This is a genomic window from Streptomyces sp. NBC_00386, assembly GCF_036063235.1.
Classification (GTDB): Bacteria; Actinomycetota; Actinomycetes; order Streptomycetales; family Streptomycetaceae; genus Streptomyces.
This window is the reverse complement of the sequence record NZ_CP107950.1, coordinates 9,455,708-9,474,208: the sequence shown is the minus strand read 5'-3', so window position 1 is coordinate 9,474,208 and position 18,501 is coordinate 9,455,708. Positions and strand designations below refer to the sequence as shown.

Below are 18,501 nucleotides of genomic sequence, written 5' to 3'. Positions count from 1 at the left end.
GATTCGCCGTGGATCCTGATCGTGTCCGCGGATCGCCGAAGGCAGGGTCTGCTGTCGCTGGTACGCATGCAGGTTGCTGGCTTCACCGGACAGGTCCGGCTCCAGGACCTCCTTGAGCGCGAACACAGCCTGCCGCTTTCGAGCGCGGCCACCAGCGCCGGTGTAGATCTCCTGAAGCTGCCGCTGCCCTCGGCGTGACTGATCCGACCGCCCAGGGAATTGGACACCTTGTCCGCCCAGCCGCCGCCGAAATCTTCACCTCGAACAGGCAGCAAACCAACCAGGTGCACCTGAGACGCCATCACCAGCCATAGGGAACATCCTTCTTGAGGAGGCCAAACGGCCTTCCCGGAACACTAGGCCATCAGAGTGACCTGCCGACCCGGTCAAGGACCGTGATATACGGCTCCCGATATCCCCGCCTTCACCTGAGAAAGGAGGGGTACGACTCGGACAGCTGGGGGCGTGTCGAGGAGGTTGCTCCCGTTGGTTATCGGACGCCATTTGCCGCTCACCTTGGAGAAGACGTCCTGGCGGTGAGAGAAGAGAACGAAGACCTCGGCGACTACCTCGCCGAGGTCTTCCCTATTCGAGATCATCCCCTAGCAAAACGGGAGGTTCCCTTGTTTCCCGAGGCGGTGTCAGCCGACGTCGCCCCACACCTTGCTGATGTAGCAGTTGCTCGCGTAGACGTTGCTGCTGTTGACACCCCAGGTGCCGTAGAGCTTGGCGCGGTAGGGGTACCGGTCGGAGTCGCAGTAGGCCGCAGCCTCATCGGCCCGTTTCCGCTGCAGTATGCCGAGCCCCATTGGCGGCCGGCGTCATCGTAGAGGTCGATGTAGGTCGAGCATCCCCATCTCGATGCGCTCGCCGGCGTTGGTACGGTAGGAAGCGCTGCCGCAGTGGCTGCGGCGACGCCGAGCAGGCTTATGGACTTGCGAAGTTGCACGGCTTCCCCGTCCTTCAGGACGCTTTCACGTCCCCTCTGCCAGGAGCGAGTGGATCCCCTCCTGTGAGGGATCTTGACTCTGTGACAGGTACGAAGCAAAAGGGGGTTCAGCGGCGCGGCGCAGGGAGTTGCTGCCCTGGTGTTGGCATCGCGTGCCGTCCTGATCCCGTCGACTCGAGCGCTGCGGGGTGCACCGTGTCGTCGTGCTCGCTAGGAGCACATCCGGCGGCGCAACAACGCGGTGCCCAGCGCGACGGCGGCCAGTGCGCCGCTCTGCATGCATGCTCCGCCAGTCGCGCTGCCTGCGTCGAATGCCGAGGCAGAGCCGCTGGTGGAGGCGCCCGTACCGAAAGTTGCCGAGGCCGATGAGGGCGAGGCACCGCCGGGGATCTTCAGGGCGCCGGGGGCGGAGTCCGGTTGGCCGTCGCGGTTGGGGAAGCCGGTGCGGCCTATGGCCTCGATGGATTCGGCCTTCGGGTGGGCGACCGCCTTCTCGATGCGTACGTAAAGGGTGAGCTCGCTGGCGTCGTCGGCCGGAAAGGGTCCGGGATCCGGCACTCGTACATGCGGGTGGCCGCCGCGGATCGCTCGGCGGCCTTGCGGGTCGCGACGCGTAGATCGGCCAAGCGGATCACGATCCCTTTACCGTCAACGCTGATCACCAGCAGCGTCCTCTTCCCGGCCGGGATGGGGATGCGCTGCGCATAGAAGGCGGTTACGTCCGCCGCACTCGCCCGGACGAGGTGTTCCACCTGGCGCTTGCCGACCGCCCGATGGCCGCAGCGGCGGTCGATCGCCTCCAGCGTACTGTTGTAGGAGCCGCAGGCGGCCGGCTTCCAGCACCTCCAGACGCCGAAGGCCCAGGCTGTGCCGCTCACGCGGCAGGGCGAGAGCGCCATCGGCCGGACAAGGGTTGGGTAGGTCGACAGAGCGCAGCGCGCATCGGGAGGCGGTCACCGTCCCGGCCCTCGTGGCCAGTTGACGCCGGTGGCCCTTCTCCAGGCGGTGCGGCTGTCGGCCAGAACGGCCCGCGCGTCGGCGTCCAGGGTGGACAGCCGGACCTCCTCCTTCTCGGCACGCAGATCGAAATGGTCCTGCGAAAGCAGACGGCCCAGCTGCCTGGCCCCTTCTTCGACGCTCTCCTCCACCCGCTCGTGCGGCAGGTGCAGTGTCTCGGGGCTGGAGAGATCGCAGACGAGGGGAGGGAAGAAAGAAACGGCTCGGTCAAAGGAGTCAGCCGCCGTGGCGGCCGCATACGCTCCAGTCATCGGGCTCTCGCTTGTCGGGCGTGGATCGGTTGGCACCTTCGACGCTAGGGACGAGAGCCCGACCCCACACCGGCGCGAGGCCGCAGGCCGTCCTTGCTCCGGGGCATCCGCCTTCACCGGAGCCGGGCCGCGCGTGGCAAAGAGCCCGGGTCCCGCCTCCGTCAGCCAGCCCCGCTCGACCAGCCGTTTCAGCTTCGACCGGAAATCCTCCACCTTGCTCTTGTCCGTCGACAACCCCAGCGCCGCGCAGATGTGATGCGCTCGCGTCGGATAGACCGTGTCTTCGAGGACTTCAAGGATGTCCTGGTAGGAACGAGGCAGCGCCCAACCGCCAGCTCCGGCACCAGCCGCACTCCGACCGGCGACCCCACCCTGAACCGGCTCTCCTCTTCCTTCGCCAGCTGCCTCGAAGCTTCCGCCGGCCCGGCGTCCCCCGCCCCGGTGTCCCCCGGCTCGATCTCGAGCCCTGTGACCGCCTCATCACCGGACAGGATCTCCGTCATCGTCTCCCGCGTGATCTCCAGCCGGGACAATACCTCCTCCTGCTCGGCAAGATGTCCGGTCAATACCTCGATGCGGTCACACGGTTCGGAAATCTCCTCCCGCGCGGCAGCCTCCCGCCGATCGAGCTCCTCCAGCCACGAGACCATCGCCGCTTCCAAGAGCGCGTCCTGGGACACGACGATCCGCCGTCCGACCACGAACGGCAACGGCGCACGGCATCACCAGCTCACTGCACAAGGGCTGCACCCCCAGCGCATCCTCCTCGCCCTCAGACGTCGACACCTCTGCCCACCCCGTGACCGGGGACGATACGGCCCGCCGGACCCGGACTGGCCCGAATCCCGGGCAGACCGGCGCGAGTGCGCACTACACTCCGCCCATGATCTGTCGTCTGTGGCGTGGCTGGACCACGAGGGAAAACGCCGACGCATACGAGCGCATCGTCCGGGGGCAGGTCATTCCCGGAATCGAAGCACGGCGCATCCCGGGGTTCCAGTCGATCGATCTGATCCGGCGCGAGCGGGAAGACGACGTCGAGTTCATGACCCTAATGTGGTTCGACACCCTGGCCTCTGTACAGGCGTTCATGGGCGAGGACTACGAGAGAGCACACGTGCCAGCGGCCGCCCAGGCCGTGCTCTCGGACTTCGATAAGCGGTCAGCCCACTTCGAGGTACTTGACCGCCGCCAGCAGCCCCACTGAGCAAACCTGCGACCGACGCCCATGCGGGTTGGTCCCTGCAGAAGAGTCACACCAAACGACGAACGCTGCACAACGCGAGCGGCATCGCCGTGACGACGGTGTGATCGCGTGACATGCCCGAGCAGCCGTCCACCGTCCGTGTTTATCGCAACAGATTCAGCCCCTGGTACGCCTCGTTCGTCGCGGCGCACCACCATTGAGGCGCTGCCCGCCACGGGGAGGGACACCGGTATCGACTGGGGTGTCCAAGAAACCGCCACCACCGCCTCGGACACTGGCCACCCGCTGCCCAGCACAGTGATGACGCCGAGGCCGTGGTCCGCCTGGTGGCCGAACCGCAGCAACGCTGCCGGAGTGAGCCGTTGGTGGGTTGTTGTTGGCCTGACGTACTTTCACGTTGAGAGCGGGCTGCAAGCCCGAGCTCGTGCGAGTCATGGGGCGGGCGCAGCGTCGACACCGCGGAACCTGTCAGAGGAATTCAAGCGGTCAGGGCGAAAGCCTGGAAAGGACGCTGGCGAACGCCGCGCCTAGAGAGCAACTGGCAGCTGAAATAAGGAGATTGAAGAAGAGTCAAGCCTTAGCGCCACACATCGTCAGACGCGCTGGATGACACCGTGCGTCGCGACGCGGCACGCCATGCTTCGCACATCACCCGCAGGGTGCACCCGACAAGCGTCCCGCGATCGACAATCTCCCAAGGGAACTTTTCATGCGCATACACATTTCCGCGATGGCCACGATCGCCGCAGCTGCCCTCGGCACAGTCGTGCTCTCTGTTCCAGCCCAGGCTGCCAATCGCTCCAACATCGAGATAGACCTCGCCGACGCAAAATGCCTCGACGTACCCAATTCCGACTTCAGCAGCGGCGTACCCGTGCAGGAGTGGACCTGTAACCACACCAGCGCTCAGAAGTGGAACGTTGTCTACGTGAGCAGCCAGTATTTCCAGGTGCAGGTGGCGGCCAAACCCAGTCTGTGCCTGAACAACTGGTCGAGCGGCGGAGCCAAGGGCGACGAGATCAAGCTCTACTCCTGTGCCAGTACCGATTCCTGGTTCAATCAGGTCGGCTCCGGTTGGAACAACTACTTCCAGTTTCAGCCCAAGAATGCCTCGGCCAACTGTGTAACGGCCTGGGGCGGCACCGCTCCAGGCAACAAGATGCGCCTCGACTCTTGCTCCAACGGCAGCTACAACACCTACTTCGACCTGTTCAACCTCGTCTTCTCGGAGACGTGACCGACCCACGCTCCTGTCGCGAGGCGGCCCTGCAAGCCCACCAGCTTGCGGGGCCGCCTCATTGCTGCGACGAGGGCTTCGCGCCGCCTCTTGGTCAGCTTGAGCGGGACTGTAAAACGTTCGGCCCTGTCTCACATTCGGTGGTGACGGAACGTGCTGCTGTCCGAGGAGGATGCGGTGGCGGAGAAGGGTGAAGCCTGCTTGTCCGTGCATCTGGCGCGCGATCCGCTTGGTTTTGGTGTTGACGCCCTCGGTCGGGCCGTTGCTGTAGGGAAGCGTGAGCGCGGCGATCACGGCGGCGCGGTCTCTGTCCAGACCTCGAATGAAGGTGTGCACTTGAGGCAGATCGGCTGCGCGGACCTGGACGATCCAGCGCGCGAGCCTGTCGGCGTTTTCTGCGCGAGGCGTCAGGAGTCCGGCGAAGTACCTGATGCCGAAGGACAGTTGGGTCATTTCGGGACAGGCGCCGGTGGGCCTGGCCGGGAGATTGTGATGCTCGGCCTTGAGGTTGTCGGGCCTGGTGAGGATTATCCGGGCGAGCCGGCGCGGGGAGATGTGGCTGCGGTCGGCGTCGGCGCGGCCTTGGTTGATGTACTTGTGCAGGAGGTTCAGGCAACCGGTGAACCCCAGGGCTTTGATCTCTTCGAAGAGGTGGCCGACCAGGGCTGATGCGTTCTCAGTCAGCGAGATGAGCTGATCGCCTGCGTATGTGCCGCCGTGGTCGGTTCGCCCGGTTCAGCAACGAGAGACGCGACCCCTGATGATCAAGGTTCTCGAAGCCTTTGATCACGAACAGGGGTCGCGTTCGCGTGCCATCCTCCCTGATCGGTGTCCTGCAGCGCCACTGCGCGGACACCGATTCCACCTGCCCGGAACCGGAACCGTCACAGCTCACCTGCCTGGCCAGGGTTGCGTCGTTCTCGTGGTTGCGCCGGTTTGATCACGTGATGCCGAGGGTGGTGAGCGGTGGGGTGGTGTCGCGGGCGTGGTGGCGGAGGCCGGCGGCGATGTTGGTGCGGCCGGTGAGCCGGAGTGCGCCGATGGCCAGGTTCCTCAGGGCGGCCATGGCCCGGGGGCGGTGCCGGTTCTGACGCGGGAGGCGTCTTCTGTGTAGGTGACGTCTCTGACGTGGTGGATCTTGTTTTCGATGCCCCAGTGGTGCCGGACTCGGCGGGCGATCTCGGCGGCGTTGGCCTGCTCCGCGGCGAGGCTGGTGATGACGTAGACGCGTTCGAGAGAGACCTTGCCGGTGGTCGTGTTCCGGCGGCGCCGCACGACCTGCAGGGCCTGGACCGCGTGCGGGAAGGGCAGGTTGGCCACGGTGGCGGTCTTGACGCGGCGGATCTCGTCGCGGCCGTGAGCGGTGGCGCGGGTCTTGTCCAGCAGCGGTATCTCCCGCCAGGGCAGTGCCTTCAGCAGGCGGTGCAGGGTGGGGTGGTTGCCCTTGATCAGCGCGATGTAGTGCGCGTTCTTGTCCTCGACGAGGAATCGGGCGTGGGCGGTCTGGCTGTGCAGGGCGTCAAAGGTGACCACGGTGCCGGCCAGGTCGAGCGGGGCGAGCAGAGGCCTGAAGACGGTGATTTCGTTCGTTTTCGCGTCGGCTTCGCGCTGGGCCAGGACCAGGCCGGAACCGCTCATCGCGGCCGGCAGGTGGACCCGGGTGCCGTCGGCGCGGACCGCACCTCGCACGGTCTTGCCGTCCACGGCCAGGACGGACCGGGTCACCTGGGGAGTCCGGGCACGGTCGCGGTCGGCAAGCCAGGCACCGATGGCCGCGTCCAGGGCGTCGCCGTCGGTGCGTTGCAGGACGCGCTGCACGGTGGCCTCCGCCGGAGCGGCGGGTCCGGTGTCCGGCTCGCGGACGGTGCCGCCGAGCCGGATCAGCAGGTCGGGCGGGGCGTTGGCGGCCCACTCCGCGATCGCGGTGAGCGAGCGGGCGCCGGCCAGGACCGCGCAGGCGGCCAGGGCCAGGACGAAGACCAGCGGGTGACGCCTGCCGCAGGCGCGGCGCGGGTCGGGCACGGCCGCCAGCCGGGCCAGCAGCCCGGGAGGGTCGGCAGGTAAGAGCGAGGTGGCGTCGGCGAGGTGGCCCAGACCGGCAGGGATGGGCGATGATGAGCGCGCAGGCACGGTCTTCCGTTGCGGTGATCAGGGATTCGACACCTCATGATCACCGCAACGGAAGACCGTGCCTGCCTCCGTTCCACCCTGGGGCGACCATCCGCACAGCATCCCGAACCGCTCAGTCGCCTATCAAACCGGGCAATCCGCGAGGGCGACGGAGCCCTGGCCCTGACCCTCCCTGCAGGAAATCCAGCGGTTTCTTTCCTGATGGCGGGACAGGGTCAGAGGTAGGAGACACCGGTCACGAGGAGCAGAGCAGCCGCGATTCCTCCGACGATCCACGACACGATTCCGCGACCCCTTTGCGACACCACTTCCGAATAGCTGGGATCTTTGGAGTCGTAGCTCACGTCCATGCACTGACCGGTACCGGCTGTCGGCGTTCGCGTGAAAGTGCCCAGCCCGGTACACGGCTACGTACCCAGCAAGTTCGACCGCCGGGCGCCGGGGCTACCTGATTGCTGGCTCCTTCGGGACGGGTGCGCTGGTCGTGAGAGAGGGGCGCCTCACCAGCTTGACTACCAGTCTTTCAACCTCCTGCGCAGGTGGTCTCGGTTTGGGCATGCTGATGACGGTGGACCGGGGGTGGCGACGATGCGGCGTAGGCAGGGTGCGTGGGCTGGGTCGGCCGTGACGGGGACGGCTGCAGTCGTGGCGGCGGGGCTGGGGCCGGTGACCAACTACGCCAGTGCCACCGTGCCAGGATGGGCGGCTCACGCATGGGTAATCTGGCCGCTGTTCGCCGTGCTGGTGACGGCCAGCATCGGGCTGGTGTTGTGGAGCCGACGGCTGGATGTTGCAGCAAGACCGCCAGCGCGGCTGGGACCGGTGGGCCGACCGGCCAGGGGCCAGCAGGATTCCTTGCGCTCCCCACATGTGGAGCGCGTGCGCGGACGTGAAACCGAGCTGGCCGAGCTGGCAGGCATGCTGCGGCGGCCACGAGGACGGTTCGCGGTGTTGTGCGCGGCTGGCGGGATGGGCAAAACAACGGTAGCCGCGCAGTTCGCCTCGCAGGCCAACGCGGCGGGCTGGCGAGTGTTTTGGGTGCGCTGGCGCGATTCCGCCGAGCTGGCGCAGCAGATGGTGCAGACGGCACTGGCTTGTGGGCTGCCCGAGGCAGAGTTGGAGTCCGCGCGGGCCGGACGGGCGAGTCTGCCCGATGTAGTGTGGCGGCAGCTGGGCCGGGCGCGGCGGTGGCTGCTGGTGTTGGACAACGCCGACGAGCCGCAAGAGATCGGCCCGGCAGGGGAGCCGTTAGCCGATTACCGCGGTTGGATCCGCCCACACGGCCGAGGCCTGCTGGTGATGACTAGCCGAGATAGCAGCCCGCAGACATGGGGGCCGCGTGCCCGGCTACTGCCCTTGAAGCCGCTGCCCGAACAGCCTGCAGGCCAGATCCTGGTCGACGTTGCTCCCGCAGCTGGCACAGCCGAGCAGGCTCGGGACCTGGCCATGCGGCTGGGCGGGCTTCCGCTGGCGCTGCACGCGGCCGGTACTTACCTGGCCGGGCCCACCAGCCGCTACCGCACCTTCACCACCTACCGCCAGGCCCTGGAGCATGAACTGCCCTTCCTGCTGGGAGCCGAACACCCGGACGCCTCTCATCCGCGAGTCGCCCGCACTGTGGTGCGGCACACCTGGGAGGTGTCCCTGGACCAGCTCGCCCGCGAAGGCAACGCTTTGGCCCGCCCCGTGTTGCGACTACTAGCCGCACTGGCCGAAGCTCCCATCCCGCTGTCCCTCATCACCCCGGACCTGCTGTCTGCCGTCACCGGAGACGACGTTACCGTCCCAGCGTTGGAGGCTGCATTTGCAGGTCTGCACCGGTATGGCCTGCTTGACCTTCCTTACTCTCCCGGCAACGCCGGGCAGGCATGGGGCATCAGCGGCCCGGCGCAGGTGGTGCTGCACCCTTTGATCCGAGAGATCAATGCTGTCGCTCTAGCGGCCGAGGCATCCCATCTCGCCACGTGGCACCGAGCCCTTGCCGAGCGGCTGACCGCGGCCGTGCACGAGGTAGACGAGCAGGGGCGCGCCGGTTGGCCTGCCGCCGTACTCCTCGCCCCTCACCTGCCAGTGCTGCTCGACCTCCCGGACCCACGCTCCGCCACACACCACCGCACCGCCCTCAGCACGCTCGCGCAAGTACTGGAAAGCGCCGGCGCCTTCAGCGCAGCCCGCCTGGTCCACGAACGCGTCCTCGACTTCGAGAGCCGCACCCTGGGCTCCGAGCACCCCGACACCTTGACCAGCCGCAACCACCTGGCCAACGCCTTGTTCGGAATGGGCGAGCCAGCTGAGGCGATACGGCTGCTCCGGCAGACCCTGGAGGACCGTAATCGTGTCCTAGGCCCCGCGCACCCTGACACCCTGATCAGCCGTCATGACCTCGCCTGTGCCCTAGACGGGACGGGGCAGCACGCAGAAGCGGTGTCTTTGCTGCGGCAGACCCTCGCCGACCGTGCCCGTGTGCTGGGAGTCATGCATCCGCACACCCTGGCCAGCCGTGACAGCCTCGGTCTCGCCCTGGACGGGATGGGCGAACACGCGGAGGCGGTCCGCCTGCACCGGCAGACCGTTGACGACCGCATCCGTGTGCTGGGCCCCGAACACCCCCTCACCTTGCTCAGCCGCCACAACCTCGCCAGCGCACTGGCCAGGCAGGGCGAGTATGCGGAAGCGGAACGACTGCTGCAGGAAGCTCTTGATGACCACGCCCGTGTGCTGGGAGTCATGCATCCGCACACCCTGGCCAGCCGTGACAGCCTCGGTCTCGCCCTGGACGGGATGGGCGAACACGCGGAGGCGGTCCGCCTGCACCGGCAGACCGTTGACGACCGCATCCGTGTGCTGGGCCTCAACCACCCCGATACCCTGACCAGCCGCCACAACCTCGCCAGCGCACTGGCCAGGATGGGCGAGCAAGAAGAGGCGATACGCCTGCTGCGACAGACCCTCGCTGACCGCGTCCGTGTGCTGGGCCCTGAGCACCCGCACACCGTGCGCACCCGCGACGACCTGGAGACAGCTTCGGCTGCCTGGCGTGCTGCACGACAGCGACAGACCTGGCTGCGCCCCTCGCGACGCTAGGATCCGCCCCCCACAAGCACCGCACGAAGGCACGGACGGGCCCAACGCGGCCACGCCCCGACGATTCAAATGCTGGGTACATAGCGGTGTACGCACCTGAGCACATTCGGGCGTACGCCGACACCGGCCGACGGAAACTGGTAGGGCGGACTGTCACAGTAGTACTGCAAGCCGTCGACTTCATATGCCAGGCGCAGGGTGACCAAACCCTTTCCGTCCCGAGCCTGCTGGACGCATTTTGCGCTGACAACAATTCCCCTGCGCCGGAGATTTCCATCGCGCCAGATGAAGAGAAGCGCCCCGGCCAGCACAGGGATAGGGATTCCGAAGATCAGCGCACCCGGCCTGTTGCCTTGCAGAACCTCAAGCAATTTCCCACCCTCCGGCTTCACCTGCGTCTCAGCGGTCGCGAACTCCATCTATTCACCCACCGCAAGGGCTCACAGGGGGATCCGGGAGTGACAGAGAAAGGCGACACATCGCCCCCTATTTCTTAGTCGAAGCCGCCAGTGAGATACCAAACAAAGAACTCGCCGGCTATCAGCAGGACTCCGGCGGCCGCCCAGATGATGCCGTTTCGGCGCATCCGAGGCGCATTCGACAAGTCGCCCTTTTGTCTATCTTGCCGAATTGCCATAAAGCAAACGAGAGCGACGATCAGGCAAAATCCTCCACCGATTGAGCCCAAAGCGACGCCCGCCATTCTGGCCAACACCTCGGAGCGACTCACCTCAGAAGCAGCCTCGTACATCGAACCCCCTCTTGATCACCCGAACTGGGAAACCAAACCCGCACGCAGCATACAAGGCGGTGCATTCCGTGACACAGCACACGACCGAAGACGTCTACGAGAAGTTGACGTCGTTGGAGAAATCAGTCGATATCATCCCCAAGGGGGATGGCTCGAAAGCCGTCACCTCCGCAGAGCTCGACAGGAAAATAGCCTCCCTGAAGAAGGCGATCGAGGAAGGCCCGAAGGGCAAGCCCACGGATCTAATAGGCGCCATCAGTGAGCTTCCCGCCCTGAAGGAAGTAATCGGGATTTTCAAGGCAAACGGCACCGCCGCGATCCTCATCCTGTCGATCGTCGGATTGAAGGCCGGGCTCGCCACCATCGGTGTTAAATTCCTGGACCTTCAAAAAGCATTTCAGGCATTCATCCAGGGGTGATGCGTTCTCAGGCTGTGAGCCGGAGCGTGGCGATCGCGTGCTGAGGTCGTGACCTGTAGTGATCGGCTGCAGCGGCGATGTTGGTCCAGCCTGCTTGGCGCATGAGTCCGATGGCGAGGTTGCGCAGGGTGGCCATGGCGCGGGGTGCGGTGCCGGTGCGTACTCGCGAGGCGTCCTCGCCGAACGTCACGTCTCTGACGTGGTGCAGGGCCTCAACTGACCAGTGATTCTGGATGAGTTCGGCGAGTTGCGCCGGGTCGGCCTGTTCGGGCGGGAGGCTGGTGACCGCGTAGACGGTCTTCGTCTCGACCTTGCCGGTCTTGCGGTGGGTGCGGCGGCGCTTGATCTCCATGGCCTGGACGGCGTGCGGGAAGAGCAGGCCGGGGCGGGCGGTGCAGACCTTCAGCCGGCGGACCTCGCGGCGGCCGTGTCCGGCCCCGGTGGTGCGGGCCTGCAGCGGGATCTGCTTCCAGGGCAGGCGCCGCAGCTGCTTGCGCAGCTTCTTCGTAGGGTCGGCCACGCGGCGAGGTACCAGCTGTGAGCTGGTCCTTTTCCGCGTGACCTCCCTCCGAACCGGACGTGCGAGCTTTCCCCGCATCCGGCTCTCCAGCGGTGCTACTGAGCGATCGGCTGCTGATGGATCTCGGCGTGGCAGCGGTCGCAGACGATCAGGGTCTTCCGTCGTCTGGTCCGCATGGCCTCGACCCATCGGGGTGCGGCCGTGGAGCTGTATCGGTTGAGGTCGGAGAGTCGCCTGACGTGGTGGACGGTGATCCCGTCGTGCGACTCGCACAGTTCACAGATGCCGGCGGTCAGCCGGGCGGTGAGCTGGCGTCCCTTTCTGGTCGGCCACGCTCCGTCGATGATCGGGCGGGCGTGTGTGCGCCGGCGCAGAGGGATGCCGCCGAACCTGGCGGTGAACACCGCGCCCGAGGGTGCGCGTTGGACCGCTTCGAAACACCGGCGTTTCCCGAACGGGGTCTCGACGGTGCTCTTGAGGCGGTTTCGCATGACCCAGGGTGGGCGGCGGTGCTTGGCAGCCAGGGTCGAGAACATCGACCGTTCCATGTACTGGCGGAGCTTGTTCAGCCAGTTGATGTTCCCTGCCATCTGGAAGTACTGGACGTAGCCGCGGTACTCCATCCCGAACGTGGCGACGATGTTGTGGTCGCTGGTGCGGATCAGGTCGTTGCGGATCAGAGGTTTGCCCTGTCCGCGCTGGTAGGCCCGGCATCTGGTGTTGACGGTCTCCGGCGGGATGCCGAGGGCGATGGATCCGTTGAGGACTCGTCGTCCCTTCGTCCGCCAGGTGTCGTTGTGCTTGGTCCAGATGTCGTAGCCGAGGAACCGCGCCTTGTGGGTGCGGGCGTGTGTGATCAAGGTCTTCTCGGCGGAAAGCCGGAGTTTTAACCCGTCGTGCAGGAACACGGCGAGCTTGTCCTTGATCTCCTCGGCTTCGGCCTTCGGACCGACGAACCCCAGCAGGTGATCGTCGGCGTATCGGACATACCTCAGCCGCCGGTAGCCGGGGTCGTTCACGTCGATGCTCGGAATCGACTGCTGGATCTTGCGCAGCGACCGCACCTTGGCGCGGTCGCCTTTGCGTCTCCAGTAGCCGATCGTCGCAGTGACGTTCGCGTGTTCCCGGTTTCTGCGGCGCGTGGCGCCCCGAGTGAAGGCCGGTGCCAGTTCCTCTTCCACGAACCTGTCGAGACGGTCGAGGTAGATGTTGGACAGGATCGGCGAGACCACTCCTCCTTGTGGCGCACCGGAGTAGGTAGCGTGCCAGATCCAGTCCTCCATATATCCCGCCCGCAACATGTCCGAGACCAGGGCCAGGAAGCGTCCGTCATGGATGCGTTCGGCCAGGATCGCGAGCATGACCTCGTGGTCGAGACTGCCGAAGCAGTCGGCGATATCGCCCTCGATGAACCAGGTGGTGCCCGTCCATGTCGAAGCGATCTCGTCGAGCGCGGTGTGGCAGCCCCGGCCGGGGCGGAAGCCGTGCGACCTGGACGAGAACTGCGGTTCGTAGTACGCCTCCAGCAGGAGACGCACCACCTCCCCGACCAGTTTGTCCGACCAGGTCGGCAGCCCCAGGGGCCGCAGACTTCCGTTCTTCTTCGGGATGTGCACCCTCCGGACCGGGGAGAACCGGTAACGCTCGGCCTTCAGCAGGCCGATGATCTCCCGGATTCTTCCCAGGCTCATCCCGTCGGGTGTCTCCCCGTCGACCCCGGGCGTCATCGCTCCGCCGTTGGCGTAGATGCGCCCGTAGGCCATCAGGAACAGCTGTTCGCTGAACAGCTGCCGATACAGCCGTTCCAGAGACAGACCGCGTCTGCCCCTGTCGATCAGGACACCGAGCACTGTGTCAGCGCTCTGCATTTCGCATACCTCCCCGGTGTCGCCGGTGTCCGTACCACCTGTGCCCCTTCGCCCTGCGAGCGGCTTTCCCGCTCTCCCCGGCCGGGCGTGACTCCGGCGACTACTACGGGCACTCCGTCACCGCCAGCCGTACTGGGACGGTGATCCCACGTTCGTCTCTGACACACGATCAGCGCGGCTGCAGGCGCCCCATTCATCTCCTTCAATGCCCTCGTTGGGCATCGCTCCCGCCGCGAAGGTTGACCAGGGCGAACCAATACGTCCCCGGTCACGACGGGCACCGGTTTCAGGTGCCGTTCCGGTCGCAGTAAATTGCTGCCGCTGGAGATTGGGGTTCAGGCAGTCAAGCTTTCGCCATACCGCGCGGGTCCCCCGGCGCACCGCCCCAGGCACCTGAGCCCGGTCGCCGGTTTCCTGGCATGCTCTGGTCCCCTTCACCTTTCGGATCCAGGTAAGCCATCGGACCCAGCAGACCTCCCTTCGAGTCTGTCCCGCCTTCGGCGGGGATGTGTCAAAGCGCCTCGTGGCGCACTGGTTGCCCTTGACCACCAGGAGGTAGTGGCCGCCGGCGGTGATGACGTGTTCTGCGTGGGTGCGCTGGGTGTGCATCGCGTCGGCGGTGACGACGACGCCGCGCAGGTCGATTCGGTCCAGCAGTGGGGCGAAGGCGGGTATTTCGTTGCTCTTCGCGGCGATCTGGCGCTGGGCGATCACGGTCTGGCAGGTGTGGAGCGCGGCGGCGAGCAGGTGGACGGCGGTGCCGTCGGTGCGGGAGCCGCGCACGGTCTTGCCGTCGACGGCAAGACCGACCAGGGTGTCGCCGGGTTCGTCGACCGGGTCGGCGGCGTACCGGGCGAGCCAGGCGCCCACGGTGTCGTCCAGGGCGTCGCCGTCCAGGCGGGCCAGGAGTCGTCCCAGGGTGGAGGCGTTGGGCGTGCTGGAGGTCAGTCCGAGTTGTTTGCGCAGGTCGGAGTCGGTTTCGGCGGCGAAGCGAGCGATGGCCGCCAGGGACGTGGCCCCGCCGAGGACGGCGACCATGCACAGCGCGAGCAGGGAACCCAGGCGGTAGCGGCGGCCCAGCATGTCCGCCAGGCAGGTGAGCTGTGACGGTTCCGGTTCCGGGCAGGTGGAATCGGTGTCCGCGCAGTGGCGCTGCAGGACACCGATCAGGGAGGATGGCACGCGAACGCGACCCCTGTTCGTGATCAAAGGCTTCGAGAACCTTGATCATCAGGGGTCGCGTCTCTCGTTGCTGAACCGGGCGAACCGACCACGGCGGCACATACGCAGGCGATCAGCTCATCTCGCTGACTGAGAACGCATCAGCCCTGGGTGGCCGACAGGGACGGCAGGGTCTTCGGTCCGCCGTTTGCGCAGGTGTTCGCGGTAGGGGTCGACGAGGCTGGCGCGGTACTTGGGGACGCGGAGCATCCGCTCGGGCCGGTCGGCTCGCGCATAGCGTTTGACGGTGTTCAGCGCCAACTGCAGGCGGCGGGCGCATTCCAGCAGGCCGACGCCCTTCTCGAGCAGGCTGTGGACCTGGTGCCAGCGCTCCAGGGTTGTCTGCGCGCGGGGACCGTCGTGCAAAGGCGCGTCCAGTACGGCGGCCCAGCAGGTGCTGTGCGCCTTCACTTCGCTCAGGGCTGCCTTGCACAGGTTGTGCCACAGGTGCCACCTGTCCGCGACCTGCACCGCGTCGGGCAGGGCGCGGCGGATGGCCTCGGCATAGGTCGTCGAGCCGTCACGGCAGACGACCTCGATGCCCGGATGCTTGCGCAGCCACGCCTCCAGCGTGCTGGCGGTGCGGTCGGACAGCACGTCGATCCGCTGATGGGTCTCGGCGTCGATCACCACGGTGGCATAGCGGTGGCGCCGGCGTAGAGCGAAGTCGTCGACTCCGATTCACCGCCAGCACCCCGGCCGCCAGCACCCCGGCCGTCGGCGCCATGCGCCCTCTGCGCGACCCGGACGCACTCGCGTTGGACGAGGACGACCACAGGAGCAGGCCGGACTAGATGATCTATTGCAAGGGGCTTGTTGGCGACGTGATCATCCTTGGGAGTTGATCAGCCAGTGCTGGTCTCTAAATGTTGTCCTGCTCGACAATGGCGGACGTGCGATGGCGCAGGCAAGCGCGGACGAAGTCGCCGATGACGGCGTCGTTGTCGCCTGCGGGTGCCCATGCGACTCCGACCTGGCTGGGACTGACGCCGGTGACGGGGCGGTAGGTCACCCCAGGACGCTGGTAGAAGCGGGCGGTGGCCTCGGGGGTGAGGCTGACGCCGTAGCCATTGGCTATCGCGGTCAGCCATTCATCCGGGTTGCTGGCGATGGCGCCGATCTTGACGGGACGGCCCTCGCGTTCTTCGGTGGCCAGCCAGTAGTCGCGCCACCAGCCTGACTCGGTCGGGGTTGCCACGAACGGCTCGTCCCAGAGCTGACGGAAAGGGATTTCGGCAAGCTCCGAAAGAGGGTACGTGGTGGGGATGCCGACCCAGCGTGGCTCGGTGATCAGCACCTCCACCCGGAGTGTGTCCTGGCCAGGGAACGGTAACCGCAGCAGTGCCGCGTCCACTTGCCCGTCGGCCAGTCCCGCGGTGGGGTCGGACCAGTCGGTCTGCCGCATTTCCACCCGCCAGCCGGGGCGGCGCTGGGCGAACGAGCCGATGATCTCCTGGGTGCTCTCGTTGGCTGCGCTGGCCACGAACTTCCGCTCTAGTGCTCTGACCGCATAGGTCCGCCGGGTTGGTGGTCCAAGCGGTTGGATGTCCGTTGACGTTCGTCCGACCGTTTGGGGGTGTGGTGGCTGAGCCGGTCCGTGTGCGCAGGTCGACCGACCAAGAGGGCCGGAAGCTGCAACAGATCGTGCGCCGTGGCAGCACCAGTTCGGTGCGGTTCCGGCGGGCGACGATGCTGCTGGCCTCGGCCGGCGGGAACCGGGTGCCGGTGATCGCGAAGCTGGTACAGGCCGACGAGGATACCGTCCGGCACGTGATCCACCGGTTCAACGAGATCGGCCTCGCCTGCTTGGACCCTCGGTGGGCGGGAGGCCTTCCCCGCCAACTGGGCCCTGACGGCGAGGACTTCGTCGTCCAGACGGCCACCACCAGCCCGACCAAGCTCGGCCAGCCCCTCACCCGCTGATCGGTCCGGAAACTCGCCGCCTGCCTGCGCCGCGTTCACGGACGAGTGATCCGCATCGGCCGCGAGGCATTACGGTGCCTGCTCGTTCGCCGCGGCATTACCTTCCAGCGCACCAAGACCTGGAAGGAGTCCCCGGACCCTGACCGCGACGCCAAGCTCGACCGCATCGAGCACGTCCTGGACCGCTTCCCCGACCGCGTGTTCGCTTTCGACGAGTTCGGGCCGCTCGGCATCCGGCCCACCGCCGGGTCGTGCTGGGCCCCTGCCGGCCACCCCGAGCGGCACCCCGCGACCTACCACCGCACTCACGGGATCCGCTACTTCCACGGCTGCTACTCCGTCGGCGACGACAAACTCTGGGGCGTCAGCCGCCGTAAGAAGGGCGCCATGAACACCCTGGCCGCGTTGAGATCGATCCGCGCGGCCCGTCCGGACGGCGCCCCGATCTACGTGATCCTGGACAATCTCTCCGCCCACAAGGGCGACACCATCCGTCGCTGGGCGAAGAAGAACCGGGTCGAGCTGTGCTTCACCCCGACCTACGCGTCATGGGCCAACCCGATCGAAGCCCACTTCGGACCGCTGCGGCAGTTCACCATCGCCAACTCCAACCACACCGTGCAGACCCGGGCGCTGCACGCGTACCTTCGCTGGCGCAACAGCAACGCCCGGCATCCTGACGTGCCGGCAGCCCAACGCCGCGAGCACGCCCGGATCCGCAGCGAGAAGGGCTTCCACTGGGGAGGGCGTCCCCTCCCCGCCGAACGGCTCCAGGTCTTCAGGTCGAGGACTGCGTGAAGACCCGCTCGCCCTCTCCACTCGGTTCCTCGAAGTTGGCCAGGTACCGGTTGAACAGCGTCTCATCCACGGTGACGGAGTTAGCACCTTCCTTGCCATTTCGGACCTCGAGGCGACGCTCCAGCGTCGTCCGGTCGGCCTTGAGGTGGACCAGTTCCCAGCGGCAGCCGTGACTTTCAATCAGCGCTTTGTAGTTGTCGCGGGCGGCGCGACTCCAGAAGCTGTAGTCCACCACCACATCGCGCCCTGCCAGCATCAGCTCGACCAACTCCTGCCGCTGCTCACGACGGACCTCTTCCTTGAGCTGGTCGAATGCCTCGGCCTCCAGCACCAAGCCAGCGTCGCGCTGCCCGAGTCGCTGCCAGACCACCTCGTCAATGGAGAGCCGAACGTAACCGCGTCGCACCAGCTCCATCGCGTAGGTGGTCTTGCCCGCTCCCGGAAGGCCACACATCAGCACCACCGTGCTCAATCGCTGCGTCACGGAGCCAGGTTAGACCCCGAAAACACGCCCTACTCCGTGGCGACCAAGGGCGCCCGCTGGAAGCGGACCCCACCACGCCTGACCGACCCGGCGAACCTATGCGGTCAGAGCACTAGCCGCCTGGCAATCGAACAGCGCCAGACTCTCGTACCTCCCAAAGCGGTCGACATCTGCTGTCCAATCTCGGAACAAAGCCAACCAGTTGCTCGTCGAAGTCCCGAGCCGCGTCAGTCAACTCACCCCTACCAGTCACAAGATCAATTATCGGGTGATCCCTGGCCGGAATCGGGCGCGAAGTTCGGCACGAAGAGGCTCAGTCGGAAGGTGGTCCGCTGCACCAGGCACCCACAGAGCATGTCCGCCCGCACCGCCGTCCAGTCGATTTGCGTGTCCAAGGCTCGGAGGCGGCGGATGTGAGCACGCCATTGCGACTCGTCCTGAGTCTCGAAGAGCACCTCCAGCGACCCGCATCAGGCGCGAAGCGAGCGGCCGCCCGCTGTGCCTCGTCCTGCTGCTGACGTTGCCTCTGACGTTTCCTCTTCCTCTGCCCTGGCACCGGTCCAGCATCGCTGAGCCCCACCATCGCAGCAAGGCCATTACCTGCTGCTCGAAGCCAGTACGACGTTGATCATTTGTCAGACA

At 66.4% G+C, this 18,501-nt stretch carries 16 protein-coding genes and 4 pseudogenes; 6 read left to right on the top strand and 14 right to left on the bottom strand.

What is annotated here, in order from left to right; all coding sequences use genetic code 11:
• Positions 1 to 21: 21 nt before the first annotated feature.
• Positions 22 to 198, top strand: coding sequence for a hypothetical protein (locus OG780_RS41465; protein ID WP_328457168.1), 177 nt, complete (start codon positions 22 to 24; stop codon positions 196 to 198).
• Positions 199 to 641: 443 nt separating this feature from the next.
• Here OG780_RS41465 and OG780_RS41460 read toward each other — a convergent pair whose 3' ends face one another.
• The 4 genes from OG780_RS41460 to OG780_RS41445 form a co-directional block, all read right to left on the bottom strand.
• Positions 642 to 809 carry a hypothetical protein gene (locus tag OG780_RS41460; RefSeq protein WP_328457167.1) on the bottom strand — a complete coding sequence of 56 codons (168 nt, stop codon included), beginning with the start codon at positions 807 to 809 and terminating at the stop codon, positions 642 to 644.
• Between the two features lie 350 nt (positions 810 to 1,159).
• Positions 1,160 to 1,507 (bottom strand): hypothetical protein, encoded by a 348-nt coding sequence (locus OG780_RS41455; protein ID WP_328457165.1) that lies wholly within the window; start codon positions 1,505 to 1,507, stop codon positions 1,160 to 1,162.
• 395 nt (positions 1,508 to 1,902) lie between these two features.
• Positions 1,903 to 2,217 carry a hypothetical protein gene (locus OG780_RS41450; protein ID WP_328457163.1) on the bottom strand — a complete coding sequence of 105 codons (315 nt, stop codon included), beginning with the start codon at positions 2,215 to 2,217 and terminating at the stop codon, positions 1,903 to 1,905.
• Between the two features lie 188 nt (positions 2,218 to 2,405).
• Complete coding sequence (locus OG780_RS41445) at positions 2,406 to 2,927, bottom strand: hypothetical protein (RefSeq protein ID WP_328457161.1); 522 nt, start codon at positions 2,925 to 2,927, stop codon at positions 2,406 to 2,408.
• A 173-nt stretch (positions 2,928 to 3,100) separates the two neighbouring features.
• On the opposite strand from OG780_RS41445, the gene OG780_RS41440 reads away from it, so the two are divergent.
• Both OG780_RS41440 and OG780_RS41435 read left to right on the top strand, forming a co-directional pair.
• Positions 3,101 to 3,424 carry an antibiotic biosynthesis monooxygenase gene (locus OG780_RS41440; protein WP_328457160.1) on the top strand — a complete coding sequence of 108 codons (324 nt, stop codon included), beginning with the start codon at positions 3,101 to 3,103 and terminating at the stop codon, positions 3,422 to 3,424.
• 730 nt (positions 3,425 to 4,154) lie between these two features.
• Positions 4,155 to 4,661 (top strand): RICIN domain-containing protein, encoded by a 507-nt coding sequence (locus OG780_RS41435; RefSeq protein WP_328457158.1) that lies wholly within the window; start codon positions 4,155 to 4,157, stop codon positions 4,659 to 4,661.
• Between the two features lie 162 nt (positions 4,662 to 4,823).
• Here OG780_RS41435 and OG780_RS41430 read toward each other — a convergent pair.
• The 3 genes and pseudogenes from OG780_RS41430 to OG780_RS41420 form a co-directional block, all read right to left on the bottom strand.
• Positions 4,824 to 5,321, bottom strand: a pseudogene (locus OG780_RS41430) (transposase); the annotation flags it as partial.
• Positions 5,322 to 5,601: 280 nt separating this feature from the next.
• Positions 5,602 to 5,727: a hypothetical protein gene (locus tag OG780_RS41425; RefSeq protein WP_328457156.1), complete on the bottom strand. Its 126-nt coding sequence runs from the start codon at positions 5,725 to 5,727 to the stop codon at positions 5,602 to 5,604.
• On the bottom strand, positions 5,715 to 6,791 hold the full coding sequence (locus tag OG780_RS41420) for an ISAs1 family transposase (protein ID WP_328457154.1): 1,077 nt from the start codon (positions 6,789 to 6,791) through the stop codon (positions 5,715 to 5,717). Before OG780_RS41420 ends, OG780_RS41425 begins: the two co-directional genes overlap by 13 nt.
• 666 nt (positions 6,792 to 7,457) lie before the next feature.
• Between OG780_RS41420 and fxsT the strand changes: the two genes are divergently transcribed.
• On the top strand, positions 7,458 to 9,875 hold the full coding sequence (gene fxsT / locus OG780_RS41415) for an FxSxx-COOH system tetratricopeptide repeat protein (protein WP_328457152.1): 2,418 nt from the start codon (positions 7,458 to 7,460) through the stop codon (positions 9,873 to 9,875).
• Between the two features lie 65 nt (positions 9,876 to 9,940).
• Here the strand turns inward: fxsT and OG780_RS41410 are convergent, their stop codons facing one another.
• Complete coding sequence (locus OG780_RS41410; RefSeq protein WP_328457150.1) at positions 9,941 to 10,294, bottom strand: hypothetical protein; 354 nt, start codon at positions 10,292 to 10,294, stop codon at positions 9,941 to 9,943.
• 400 nt (positions 10,295 to 10,694) lie between these two features.
• On the opposite strand from OG780_RS41410, the gene OG780_RS41405 reads away from it, so the two are divergent.
• Complete coding sequence (locus OG780_RS41405; RefSeq protein ID WP_328457149.1) at positions 10,695 to 11,045, top strand: hypothetical protein; 351 nt, start codon at positions 10,695 to 10,697, stop codon at positions 11,043 to 11,045.
• A gap of 7 nt (positions 11,046 to 11,052) precedes the next feature.
• On the opposite strand, the gene OG780_RS41400 is transcribed toward OG780_RS41405, so the two are convergent.
• The 5 genes and pseudogenes from OG780_RS41400 to OG780_RS41380 all read right to left on the bottom strand — a co-directional run.
• Positions 11,053 to 11,565 carry an ISAs1 family transposase gene (locus tag OG780_RS41400; RefSeq protein ID WP_328457147.1) on the bottom strand — a complete coding sequence of 171 codons (513 nt, stop codon included), beginning with the start codon at positions 11,563 to 11,565 and terminating at the stop codon, positions 11,053 to 11,055.
• Positions 11,566 to 11,660: 95 nt separating this feature from the next.
• The gene (locus OG780_RS41395) at positions 11,661 to 13,433 is read right to left on the bottom strand and encodes a reverse transcriptase/maturase family protein (protein WP_328457145.1); all 1,773 of its coding nucleotides are present in this window, start codon (positions 13,431 to 13,433) and stop codon (positions 11,661 to 11,663) included.
• 117 nt (positions 13,434 to 13,550) lie between these two features.
• Positions 13,551 to 14,615, bottom strand: a complete 1,065-nt coding sequence (locus tag OG780_RS41390; RefSeq protein ID WP_328457143.1) for an ISAs1 family transposase — start codon at positions 14,613 to 14,615, stop codon at positions 13,551 to 13,553.
• 150 nt (positions 14,616 to 14,765) lie between these two features.
• Positions 14,766 to 15,335: pseudogene (locus tag OG780_RS41385) on the bottom strand (transposase); the annotation flags it as partial.
• A 181-nt stretch (positions 15,336 to 15,516) separates the two neighbouring features.
• Positions 15,517 to 16,164: pseudogene (locus OG780_RS41380) on the bottom strand (LysR family substrate-binding domain-containing protein); the annotation flags it as partial.
• 71 nt (positions 16,165 to 16,235) lie between these two features.
• Between OG780_RS41380 and OG780_RS41375 the strand changes: the two are divergent.
• Positions 16,236 to 17,375: pseudogene (locus OG780_RS41375) on the top strand (IS630 family transposase).
• On the opposite strand, the gene OG780_RS41370 reads toward OG780_RS41375, so the two are convergent.
• Complete coding sequence (locus tag OG780_RS41370) at positions 17,356 to 17,859, bottom strand: AAA family ATPase (protein WP_328457141.1); 504 nt, start codon at positions 17,857 to 17,859, stop codon at positions 17,356 to 17,358. The pseudogene OG780_RS41375 and the gene OG780_RS41370 overlap by 20 nt on opposite strands.
• Between the last annotated feature and the right edge of the window lie 642 nt (positions 17,860 to 18,501).

Coding starts and splice junctions, on each gene's coding strand:
- OG780_RS41410 (WP_328457150.1), bottom strand. CDS start 10,294: ATGGAGTTCGCGACCGCTGAGACGCAGGTGAAGCCGGAGGGTGGGAAA.
- OG780_RS41395 (WP_328457145.1), bottom strand. CDS start 13,433: ATGCAGAGCGCTGACACAGTGCTCGGTGTCCTGATCGACAGGGGCAGA.
- OG780_RS41425 (WP_328457156.1), bottom strand. CDS start 5,727: ATGGCCGCCCTGAGGAACCTGGCCATCGGCGCACTCCGGCTCACCGGC.
- OG780_RS41440 (WP_328457160.1), top strand. CDS start 3,101: ATGATCTGTCGTCTGTGGCGTGGCTGGACCACGAGGGAAAACGCCGAC.
- OG780_RS41450 (WP_328457163.1), bottom strand. CDS start 2,217: ATGACTGGAGCGTATGCGGCCGCCACGGCGGCTGACTCCTTTGACCGA.
- OG780_RS41460 (WP_328457167.1), bottom strand. CDS start 809: ATGGGGCTCGGCATACTGCAGCGGAAACGGGCCGATGAGGCTGCGGCC.
- OG780_RS41435 (WP_328457158.1), top strand. CDS start 4,155: ATGGCCACGATCGCCGCAGCTGCCCTCGGCACAGTCGTGCTCTCTGTT.